Annotated in this window: 9 protein-coding genes; 7 read left to right on the top strand and 2 right to left on the bottom strand. The window is 56.8% G+C overall.

All coding sequences use genetic code 11. The annotated features are described in order from the left end of the window. Positions 1-430 precede the first annotated feature (430 nt). Positions 431-637 (top strand): hypothetical protein, encoded by a 207-nt coding sequence (locus AC6I6L_RS09390; protein ID WP_497917494.1) that lies wholly within the window; start codon positions 431-433, stop codon positions 635-637. A 909-nt stretch (positions 638-1,546) separates the two neighbouring features. Here the strand turns inward: AC6I6L_RS09390 and AC6I6L_RS09385 are convergent. After that, a complete protein-coding gene (locus AC6I6L_RS09385) occupies positions 1,547-1,765 on the bottom strand; it encodes a hypothetical protein (protein WP_497917493.1) in 219 nt (72 codons plus the stop codon). 354 nt (positions 1,766-2,119) lie between these two features. Here AC6I6L_RS09385 and AC6I6L_RS09380 point away from each other — a divergent pair, with 354 nt between their 5' ends. From AC6I6L_RS09380 to AC6I6L_RS09370, 3 genes are all read left to right on the top strand, one after another. Next, positions 2,120-3,340 carry a Cdc6/Cdc18 family protein gene (locus AC6I6L_RS09380; protein WP_497917492.1) on the top strand — a complete coding sequence of 407 codons (1,221 nt, stop codon included), beginning with the start codon at positions 2,120-2,122 and terminating at the stop codon, positions 3,338-3,340. A 953-nt stretch (positions 3,341-4,293) separates the two neighbouring features. Beyond that, positions 4,294-5,961, top strand: coding sequence for an alpha,alpha-trehalose-phosphate synthase (UDP-forming) (locus AC6I6L_RS09375; RefSeq protein ID WP_497917491.1), 1,668 nt, complete (start codon positions 4,294-4,296; stop codon positions 5,959-5,961). A 261-nt stretch (positions 5,962-6,222) separates the two neighbouring features. Further along, positions 6,223-6,570: a winged helix-turn-helix domain-containing protein gene (locus tag AC6I6L_RS09370; RefSeq protein WP_497917490.1), complete on the top strand. Its 348-nt coding sequence runs from the start codon at positions 6,223-6,225 to the stop codon at positions 6,568-6,570. Between the two features lie 239 nt (positions 6,571-6,809). Here AC6I6L_RS09370 and AC6I6L_RS09365 read toward each other — a convergent pair whose 3' ends face one another. Next, complete coding sequence (locus AC6I6L_RS09365) at positions 6,810-7,577, bottom strand: peptidase M10A and M12B matrixin and adamalysin (RefSeq protein WP_497917489.1); 768 nt, start codon at positions 7,575-7,577, stop codon at positions 6,810-6,812. 263 nt (positions 7,578-7,840) lie between these two features. Between AC6I6L_RS09365 and AC6I6L_RS09360 the strand changes: the two genes are divergently transcribed. From AC6I6L_RS09360 to AC6I6L_RS09350, 3 genes are all read left to right on the top strand, one after another. Beyond that, positions 7,841-8,179 (top strand): DUF8106 domain-containing protein, encoded by a 339-nt coding sequence (locus tag AC6I6L_RS09360; protein ID WP_497917488.1) that lies wholly within the window; start codon positions 7,841-7,843, stop codon positions 8,177-8,179. Between the two features lie 281 nt (positions 8,180-8,460). After that, complete coding sequence (gene glnA / locus AC6I6L_RS09355) at positions 8,461-9,816, top strand: type I glutamate--ammonia ligase (protein WP_497917487.1); 1,356 nt, start codon at positions 8,461-8,463, stop codon at positions 9,814-9,816. A gap of 714 nt (positions 9,817-10,530) precedes the next feature. After that, on the top strand, positions 10,531-10,890 hold the full coding sequence (locus AC6I6L_RS09350) for a hypothetical protein (protein ID WP_497917486.1): 360 nt from the start codon (positions 10,531-10,533) through the stop codon (positions 10,888-10,890). The last annotated feature ends 121 nt before the right edge of the window (positions 10,891-11,011 follow it).

Below are 11,011 nucleotides of genomic sequence, written 5' to 3'. Positions count from 1 at the left end.
GGATGTTCTTTCGTCGTGATCGGAGGTTATTCCGGCGATCTGTTTCGGACGCTCCGAAGAGCAGTCTATTTGATCCGACCCAAAGCGCGGTGACGACGAGTGTCGATAACGGCAATCGCCGGGTCACGTCAATTACAGATTGCGGGACGGTCCGTTCGCAGCAATGGACCACAGAGATCGTCTCACGATCGCCCGGAACCAACGAGAATCGACGAAGGAGAAAAGCAATTCGGAGTGCGTGGCGACACGTTGCTGGCGGTGCGTCGCCAATGATTACGTTCGGACTTCGATTCCGCCCAAACGAACCGCGCGGTAGTCATAGTCCGTCGAACGGATACCATCGTAGTCACGATAAAACGATACGATACGGATTCTATTACCGGTCGTACGCCGGGTATAACTAACGGAGAACGTCGATTACCCACGGTGTATGTCTCGTGCCAATCAATCAACGATGACTATCGGGTGTCCCAACTGCGACACGAGCATCTCTGCGACTGTTCCTCCCGGATCTGGAATCGGGAGTCGAGACCCGGCCGGTGCAGGGATCGGTGGTCCTGACGACGATGACCGACTCCAGGGAAAAGCGACGTGTTGTCGAAACTGCGGTCACGAACTCGAACTGTACTACTACTGATCGGCCAGCTTATCGATCGACTTACCGCAGAATACGTCGTCGGTCGTTTTTGTACCACCTACTGTTCACACCGGCTAACAGACACCAGATTTCCGGTGTAATGCGAGCAGTGGATGACGATCGTTGCGTTGGTGAAGCTAATCCGAGAGAGAAGGCACACCACGTTTCCGGTGAATAGAGAAGACGAACCCGGAACACTGGGATTGAAACAGCGATTCAGAGACTTGGATCGATAAACGCAACCAGACACCGAAGTTCCGGTGACCTTGCACACCACGTTTCCGGTGGAGAGACACCGTGTTTCCGGTGAATTCGATCGATCTCAGCTCCATGATGTTCGATTCAAGCGATGGGAAAAGCCGACGAATTCACTCGAATAGTATCTCTCCGTGAGGACACTACGTTTCCGGTGAATTTCGTCTGTGTGTCCATTGGAAATTGCACTCGCAACGGGAACTGTCTTACCGTTCCGATTGGTGAGGCGTTCGTGAGGTGATTTTCGATAAGAGTAACCTGTTAAAACGGTGTCAGATAGTTGGGAAGCAGTATTTGCCCATCAAAAAGTGGCAGCAGAGGGCAGACACACACACACCACATTTCCGGTGAAACGCTCCTGAGGGATATGCGGGTGAAAGATACGTGCGGGCAGGGTCTGTTTCGATGAAGAGGAGTATTTGGGTTGGATACCAAATGTGCGCGCGCACACCACGTTTCCGGTGAAATGGAAGTGTGAGATGGGGAGAGAGGAGATAGGAAATGAAAAATCGGATGCTGATCGGACAGAGAGGCTGATTGATAACTAGCCAAAGGCTATTGCTAATGGATACAGCGCGCAACTATTAGCAAACTGCACAACTATTAGAAATAGTTAAGTAGTGGCAGAGAGTAAAGTCCACTAAGTAAATCAAATCAAACACCTTGACGATTTATCGTCACCGCTCCATTAGAAAAACTGGTAATCTCGTGGCAGTCTCGTGGCGATTTCGTATTGATTCGTATTGAATCCCACTCACCACTCCGAGCTGAGTTTACCCGAATCTTCCTCTTTCCTCCTCTTCCTCCTCCTTTTTTCTTCTCTTCCTCCTCCTTTTTTCTTCTCTCTCGATAAACCACTTCTTCAAGTTTCATACTGCACTACATTGCACGCTATGGGTCTGAATTCTGAATATTTGAAGAGTACTCACTTTCACCTGAGACTGTAGCAATCGCTGTCGATCACACACCGGGTTTCCGCTGAATTCCTGGTTCCGAACTCATGACTTTCGACTCCCACACCCCCGTTTCAATTGCACCCTCCCCCGCCTTTTCGCCATTTCACCGGAAACGTGGTGTGTGTGTGCGCCACTATTCGACCTCTCGACTCTCCTCCCCAATCGATCGTCTTAGCAATTCGTAGAGGATCGCTCGATCCCTGTGAGAGTATTTTGGTGCCCGAGTCCAAACAGTAAAGATGTTTCACCGGAAACGTGGTGTCTACAACCAATGTCGAGTTCCGGTGACGACCTCTTCACTCGAGACGACCCGATATTCGAAAACAAAGAGCTTCTCGAGATCAATCATCTCCCCGAAGAAGGTCGTATCGTCGGCCGGGACGACGAAATTTCTGATCTCGCGAACGCGGTCAATCCTGCAATCTTCGGACAGAGTCCGAGCAATCTTCTCATTTACGGAAAAACGGGCACCGGAAAGTCCCTCTGTGCGAAACACATCTCCGAACGACTCGTCCGCGTGGCCAAAGACGAAGGGGTCACGGCGGAATTCGCATACGTCGACTGTGCACAAGATAGCACCGAGACACAGGCCGTGCAGACGATCGCGCATTCGCTAAACGATCCCGAGGTTACGGATGTAAAAATACCCGACAAAGGACTGAGTACCTCCACCTACTACAAGCGTCTCTGGCGGGTTCTCGATTCCCAGTACGGCGTCGTCCTCATTATTCTCGACGAGGTCGACAAACTCGACGACGACGATATTCTCATGCAGTTGTCCCGTGCGGGCGAGGCTGGCAAACTCGAGCGGTGTAAAATCGGTGTGATCGGAATCAGTAACAAGATCAAATACAAAGACCGGATGGACGAACGCGTCAAGTCGAGTCTCTGCGAACGCGAGTTCGTTTTCCCGCCGTACGACGCCAACCAGCTTCGTGATATCATGCAAGCCCGTAGCGACGCGTTCAAGGATGGGATTCTGGAACCGTCGGTTATCCCGAGAGCCGCAGCGCTTGCCGCACGAGAACACGGCGACGCCCGGAAAGCGATCGACATTCTTCGCTATGCGGGGGAGATCGCCCAGTCGAACGGAAGCGAACGCGTTCGCGAGGAGTTCATCGTCCAGGCGCGCGAACGGGCCGAAACCGATCGATTCCGAGAACTCATTCGCGGCTCGACGCCGCATTCGCGGTACGTACTGCAGGCGCTGGCTGTCCTCTCGTTAAATACGCCCGAAGAAGATGGGTTTCGAACTACCAATATTTACGATGTTTACGAGGAAATTTGCCGTCAGGAAGGATCAGATTCGCTGTCGCTGCGACGAGTACGTGACCTCCTGAAAGAACACGCGTTTCTGGATATCATCGAACAGTCTCGCCAGAGCGGCGGTAGCGCCGAAGGCAGTTACACCGAACACCAGCTTCTGGAAGACCCCGACGTTGTCCGGAAAGTGTTGATCGAAACTGGTCAACCGGAACCGGTCGATTCGTAGCACGTCTGTTGACGGTGGCAGTACGACAGGTCCGGTCGAATACGTGTACACGTACTAACATACACGTATGTCTGTTTTGTCATCAATTAGTCAGTTTTGGGCCAGTAGTACCAGCGTCGGATCGGTTCCGACTGATTGGGTCGTACTTCGAATCTGAGGGCGGCGTTACTATAGTGACCCAGATCAACCTTGCGATAACCGGTCTTGTGACTGGTCTTTTCGCTGTTTTCATCAGAAATACGGTGTCGTCCACGGATCTCGTCTTCTTCCGTCCAGGATCGAGCTAGAGCGAAACTCTTTCCCCCGCTGTCACCGGAAATCCGGTGTGTCGCTCCGCCCGGTGCCGTAAATTTTGTGTGCTACCTTGATGATCGTGTGCCGTTTTCGTCTCGTGGACATTGGCGTGAACGTCTATGTCTCACTGACAGCCCGACCGTTTAGTCGCTACGCTCCTCTTTTTCCACGGAGACATCGTCGAATCGAGATACCACTCCACCGGAAACGTGGTGTGTAGTGGTGCCGGTTCCGATCGATCCGAGCGTGATCGGTGACTTGGCTGTGAACCGGTCGAAACGGGTTCGTCGTCGGGTCTACCTCGATCGTCCGACGCCTGCTCTGCAGTCGGTCGATATTCACCGGAAACCCGGTGTCTTGTAATTCTGAAATCGGGTCGCCAAGTTCAATTCGCAATCAAACCGGCCCGGTGTGAGACCATCGACTCAACCTCGGTGCTGCTGAACTGATTCGCTGTTTCGACCCGTCGAACCGATCCGCTGTTTCGACCCGCCGAACCGACCGGAAGGCCGGCGGCGTTCCACATCGTGCCGAAAGACGACTGTGCCCCGGATCTGGCAGGGAATCGATCGCGTTCCGGGTGGATCACACCAGTATTAGACCGCCATGCGGATGCAGGCCGCGAATCAACACGTCCGGGACCACTTCTGATACAGTCAATGCGAACACCCGAAGAGAAGTCGTCGTCGACGATCGCGCCCGACCGATCGGATCGAAGGGTCGAAAGTCCTCAGAGAGTCGAACCTCTGCGGGACGCGCCGACCTGCCCCGGTAGATTGGTTGTCGTCTCGAATCGCCAGCCATATCGCCACACGTACGAGTCAGCGGGGGTGCCATCGGATACCGACACCGCCTCGGACCTGAACCCAAACGATGTCGCCGCACAGGAAACCGACGATCGGTCTATTTCGGTCGACGAACCGACGGGTGGCCTGACTGCTGGGCTGGACCCGGTCGTCCGCCGGACCAACGGAACATGGATCGCCTGGGGCGACGGCGATGCGGACTTTGCAGTCACTGACGGGAACCACTGCGTTGCCGTTCCGCCGGGCGAGGAAGAGTACACCCTCCGCCGGATTCGACTCTCCGATGAGGCGGTCGACTGTTACTACCGTGGGTTCAGTAATCGCGTTCTCTGGCCGCTGTGTCACGAATTTCCCGGTCTGGTCGAGGATCGGGTGGGGGACTTCGAATGGTATGGGACGGTCAACGAGCGGTTTGCGGATGCCGTGATCGAGCACGCGACCGGTGACTCGGTAATCTGGCTACAGGATTACCATTTCGCGCTCGCGCCGCGACTGATACGAAGCGGCGTTCCGGAGTCCGCGACAGTAGCCCAGTTCTGGCATATTCCGTGGCCGACTGTGGAAATCTATCGAACCTGTCCGGCCGGCCGCCGGATTCTCGCTGGATTACTCGGTAACGACCTCCTTGCGTTTCACGTCGATCGGTACGTCGAGCAATTCCTCGCCTGTGTCGATCGATACCTCCCGGCGGCGACGGTCGACTGGGAGTCCCGAACGATCCAGTTCGAGGGTAGCACGACGCGGGTTGTCGCGACACCGATGGGGGTCGACGCGAACGCACACGCGGCGGACGCAGTTGCCGGCGACAATCGTTCGACGGTCCTCGACTCCCTCGATATCAATCACGACTGTGCGATCGGTCTCGGCGTCGATCGACTCGATTACACCAAAGGGATTCCGGAACGACTGGGCGCGATCGAGCGGTTTTTCGAACGAAACCCGTCCTGGCACGGACGGTTCACGTTCGTGCAGAAGGCGACCCCGTCGCGAACGGAGATCGGGACCTACCAGCGGTACGGCAAGCTGGTCAGAGAGGAGGTTGAACGGATCAACGGTCGATTTCGACGGGACGGGTGGGACCCCATCGTCTACACCGAGTCGTATCTGGATGGAGAAACCCTCGCGGCGCTCTATCGCCATGCCGACGTAATGGTCGTCAGTCCGTTACTCGACGGGATGAACCTTGTCGCACAGGAATTTGTGGCTTCGAGCGTCGACGTCGATAGTGTGCTCGTCTTGAGCGATCGAACCGGCGTCCACGAACGACTCGGCAGCCACGCGCTGTCGATCGATCCGACCGACACGGCGCAGTTTACCACACAGCTCGAACGGGCGCTGGAGATGCCACGTCACGAGCGACGACGCCGGATGAACGTTCTTCGGAGCCGGGTATTCGAGAGCGATCTCGAGTCGTGGATGCGAACCCAATTCGACTGGCTCCGCCGAGTTCACGGCGGTCGTGACAGCAATAGCGGCTGCACCAGCACTCACACGTCTCAGGAACGGACGCCACAGCCGTAGCGGACGTCTCTTCCGGTGGCGTAGCTACTGACGTGACCGATCGCGGTGCTGTCGTGGATTTCTGAATACTGACTGCCTAGCAACTCTACGCCGTCCCGTCTGGCCTAATGAATAGCCACTGCTCAAGTATTCAAAACAGGGGCTGCTATATCATCACCCGTTCTACATAATTCCAAATCGACACACGACCTAGCGACGGGGAACTGATTCGAAAGTATTAGTCAGTACTGGAAATATGGTTGGATAGGGACGTGACAGATAGTGAAATTACGTCAGCCGACTGACTTCTTGATACTCAAGGAGCTCGAGGACAAGGGGCGAAACGTCGCAACGAATCTGGCCGCACATACGGGTAAGAGTCGAAAAAATATCAACACCAGATTACCGGTGCTCGAAGACTACGGGCTGGTTCGCAAAATTGGACCAGCCGAGCGATCGGGACTGTACGAGATTACCTCGATGGGTAAGGCCGCGCTCGTCTATCGCGACCAGTACGACGATGCCGACGATTTCGAGGCCCTCATAGAGGGCCCTGACCCGGAGATGTCATCGAACGGCGGCCAGCACGCGCCCTTTGCTCGCGGCGAAAACGAGAAAGACGAAGAGTAACACCGCTACTTCGGTCGACTCGTTGCTACCACGGCGTCTGCATCGTTATCGTCTCACTTCGCGCTCGCCCGTGCGTACGCGAAATCACACCGTTTGCCACTAACGCCCGTACGTTTGTTTGCCACTAACGCCCGTACGTTTGTTTGCCACTTCGTACACCGGTCATTCGAACCCTGTCGCCGTGGGTTGAGCGCTTAGTCTACTCAGCGACCTTCTCGTCCCGAAACTGCTCCATCGTCTCACCCCGTAACTCCTCCGTTGTAGGTCGCTAATGCTCGTCGCGCACACGACGAAAAAACGAGACTGAGCTTTTGCCGCCGTCCCGCCGGGTCGGTATACTCCGTCCCACAACGTGACGTGTCCCCGTCGTAGGAGGGTGACCACGCATAACTACTGAGCATCGGCGTCGCAACGATCGCGTTACCGTACCTGTACGCCACCCCGTGTTCGTGTGTCAATCCGAGCGCGTGCCCGATCTCGTGAACGAGAATTTGCATCGTTCGCGTCGCTGTCGTATTCGGGATGATCTTTCGGTGTTGCTCAGCAACGGATCCCACCGCCATCAGTTCATCGAAAGGTGGCAACTCCGCGATGTGTCGGGCACCGCCAACCGACGCGACGTGTGGGGCACCGTACCCCGTCGGTGCCGTTTCCATCTGGCCATCGGTGACGAGTACGTTAACGTCGCCGGCCGGATCGAGACCGCCCCGACCGATCGCACCTCTGGCGACGATACTCGGCCACTCACCACGACTCGTGACGCGCGCACCGTCTTCGGTCGATACCTGCACGACACCTTCGATCGTGAGGTTGAGCGACCAGTGATCGAGTTCGAGAATTCGCGTCAGATACTCCCGGATTCGAAATGGTAGCTCCTCGTATTCGTTTGCTTCCGCCGAGAGCCACACTCCGACATCCAGCGTTTCCGTGGGTCCTCGCGTCGTATAGCCAATCGTTCCGATCGACGCGAACGCACCGACGGTTCCGAGGACGGTACGGCGATTCACCCGCGAGAGTGGTGCCTGCGAGGACTAGTAGCTGCGGATTACCCTGTGTCGTCTTTATATTCTCGACTCACCTGCGGTTGTCCGCAACTACACACGCTGGTCCTCCGACCATGCCAGAGCAAGCCATCGGACCGATCGATTCACCGTCCAAGCCGACTCGCGGTCCCGCGATCGATTGGTCCGGTCCAATCTCGGTAGCGGGTATTCAAAACGAAAAACCGTGGTGAACAGGAGTTTTACGATTTGATCCCGTACCCTCTACGATGACTCGGTCCCCGATACACAGTCACGACGGTTCGCCAGCCCAGCGCAAGTCGACGCTGTACTGTTGGGACTGTGGCCACGAAAACCCCCCAGACGGCGACTGGCTCCGCCGCAGCCACGGTTCAGCCGTCGCGTACGACAGTTCAGCCGTCGCGTACGACTGTCCGGTTTGTGGGACGACGATCACAACCCGACCGCAAGCGAGCGAAACCGAAGCCGACGGTGGCCGTCCCAGAACTGTCTGGGGTGGCATGGTTCGCCATTCGATCGAGATCTGGCGGGCGGGCGTCGACGCCAGTCTGTCCACTGTTACCGCGTTACCGCCGCGACACAAATAACGTGCCGCCACGAATCCACTCTTGACGCACCCCTGACCGCTGCCGAAGTGGCTCACGTGGTTGTGTCTGGGAACGATCGCTCCTGCCTGACCGAGAATCGCGTTGCACGCGAGATTCTTCATTGTCCAATTTTCCCGGATAATTTCCACACGTGGTAACTCTAACCCCCCTTAATCGCGACTTCAGATCTACTATTTGGTCACTTTTCGTGCTACTCGCGGATATTCGCCCAGAACAACAGAGCTTTTATACTGCAATCCAATGTCTAACTCGAGTAGAAGATGACAGACGGAAATCTAACCACGGTAGAAGAGGACGTGCTCGAACAGATCGAAAAAGAGGATGTCGACTTCCTTCGACTCCAGTTTACCGACATTCTCGGGACCGTAAAGAACGTCTCGGTGCCTGCTCGCCAGGCCGAGAAGGCGTTCACCGAGGGAATCTACTTCGACGGTTCCTCGATCGAGGGTTTCGTCCGTATTCAGGAATCGGACATGCGTCTGGTTCCAGACCCAGACACGTTCGCGGTTCTTCCGTGGAGGCAGAAAGAAGACAGCGCAGCCGCCCGAATGATCTGTGACGTCTACAACACGTCGACGGGCGAACCGTTCGAGGGCGACCCGCGCTACGTCCTCAAGCAGGCGCTCAAACGTGCTGACGAGATGGGCTATACGGTCAACGCCGCCCCCGAACCCGAGTTCTTCCTCTTCGAGGAGGACGAGGAGGGCCGCGCGACGACCAAAACCGGCGACCACGGCGGTTACTTCGACCTCGCGCCGAAAGACCTCGCGAGCGACGTTCGCCGCGACATCATCTACGGTCTCGAAGACATGGGCTTTGAGATCGAAGCCAGCCACCACGAGGTCGCCCGCGGCCAACACGAGATCAACTTCGAGTACGACGACGCCCTCGCGACGGCCGACAACGTCGGCACCTTCCGCACCGTCGTTCGCGCGATCGCGGCCCAGCACGGCCAGCACGCAACCTTCATGCCCAAACCGATCCCGAAGATCAACGGCTCGGGTATGCACACCCACCTCTCCTTGTTCACGGAGGACGGCGAGAACGCCTTCCACGACGGCGACGACGAGTTCGACCTGAGCGAGACCGCCCACTCGTTCCTCGCGGGCATCCTCGAACACGCTCCCGCGATCACGGCCGTCACCAATCCGACCGTCAACAGCTACAAGCGCCTGGTCCCCGGCTACGAGGCGCCCGTCTACGTCGCCTGGTCCGATCGCAACCGATCGGCGCTGATCCGTAAACCGGCCGCGCGCGTCCCGGCGGCCTCGCGCATCGAAGCGCGCTTCCCGGATCCGTCGTGTAACCCGTACCTCGCGCTCGCGGCGCTCATCCACGCCGGGCTGGAAGGCATCGAGAACGACCTCGACGCGCCGGACCCGGTCCGCGAGAATATCTACGAGTTCGACGAGGAGAAACGCGACGAGTACGGCATCGAGACGCTGCCGACGAACCTCGGGGAAGCCGTCGACGCCCTCGAAGACGACGAGATCATCTACAGCGCCCTCGGCGAGCACATCGGCGAGAAGTTCGTCGAGGCCAAGAGCCAGGAGTTCGAGGAGTACCTCATCGACGTCTCCCAGTGGGAACTCGATCGCTACCTCGAAACGTTCTAAACAGCGCCTGACGGCACCGAAATTTTTATTTCGGGGGGCAGAACGAAGTGTACTCGGATTCGTTCGAGGTCGATCGACGACCTCGTTGTCGACGTCCGCCGCAATTTTAAATTCGTAATTTAGAGAGGCGTAATTACCGCGATCGATCGTTATAGCGGTGCCCGATTGATTACTCGGAAACGACGTACTGCGCTCCGCGTTTTTCGACGTGCCCGTCGTTCGATAGCGTCCTCAGAATGCTCAGTATTGCCATCTTCTTCATTGCTAGTGTTCGACTCAGGTCTTCGACGGTTGTTCCGCCGGTGACCGCGAGGTAGCAGTAGACGAGTTTTGACTGTGGTGAGTCGAGGCAGTCGGGGATCTGTCCGATCTGTTCCGACAGGGGCGGTTGTTGGTGTTGTTCAGCTATCACTATTCACCCGAAAGAACCATACTGTGATATATAAACTCTGGTCCCGTTGAGTTTATACTCCACCCGTACCATTAATATGGGTCGTGATACCGCTCCACAATGGTTGGCCCAGATTTCCAGATCGGCTACACGGCAGAGAACGGAGCTGGTCTCCGGTAAATACAAAGAGAGAGTTTCGATTGAACTGAACGAGGCGACGCGAGTTCGAGCACGGAGTCCTCGCTCGTTGACGCCGACATTGCTCTGCCAACCTCGGACGCACAGGTAGAATTTTACCGACTCGACGGCAACCGACGATCGGCATGGATGCAGGCGATCGACCGACGCCTCCCGACGACCTCGATGCGGAGATCCGTGCGTTTCTCGAGGCGCTCGCGGACGAAGACGTCGAGACGATCCGAACGGTCTCCGCGTACGTCGACGATCTCACGTCGTGGATCGACGCACACGCTCACGGACCGATCGAACCGGAATCGAACGCTCTCGACGCCGAACTAACACCGGTGAACGACGGTGATAACGTCCTCTCTCCGGATGTCCCGTTCCCGGAGGACGTACCGGACCGGGCCACCGTTTCGACTACGGAAATTGGCGGAACTGTCTACTACTATTTCCAGTGGCGGTCGGGAGACGAGATCCGGTCGAAGACGGTGACACGATAAGGAGATGGTGAGACGATACGTATTCGTCATCGCGTCGCCGTCGGAGTGGGGAGAGAGGTGCGGAGCCCCCTTCGAGTTCTGATCGGAGCCGTCGACCCGGACGACCGCACGTCCGTCAGGG

It is taken from the genome of Halosolutus sp. DAT137, from assembly GCF_059736405.1.
Note: the sequence above shows the minus strand (reverse complement) of the source record. Positions and strands in the feature narration are given on the sequence as shown.

Coding starts and splice junctions, on each gene's coding strand:
- AC6I6L_RS09380 (WP_497917492.1), top strand. CDS start 2,120: ATGTCGAGTTCCGGTGACGACCTCTTCACTCGAGACGACCCGATATTC.
- AC6I6L_RS09375 (WP_497917491.1), top strand. CDS start 4,294: ATGCGAACACCCGAAGAGAAGTCGTCGTCGACGATCGCGCCCGACCGA.
- AC6I6L_RS09360 (WP_497917488.1), top strand. CDS start 7,841: ATGACTCGGTCCCCGATACACAGTCACGACGGTTCGCCAGCCCAGCGC.
- AC6I6L_RS09385 (WP_497917493.1), bottom strand. CDS start 1,765: ATGAAACTTGAAGAAGTGGTTTATCGAGAGAGAAGAAAAAAGGAGGAG.
- glnA (WP_497917487.1), top strand. CDS start 8,461: ATGACAGACGGAAATCTAACCACGGTAGAAGAGGACGTGCTCGAACAG.
- AC6I6L_RS09350 (WP_497917486.1), top strand. CDS start 10,531: ATGGATGCAGGCGATCGACCGACGCCTCCCGACGACCTCGATGCGGAG.
- AC6I6L_RS09390 (WP_497917494.1), top strand. CDS start 431: ATGTCTCGTGCCAATCAATCAACGATGACTATCGGGTGTCCCAACTGC.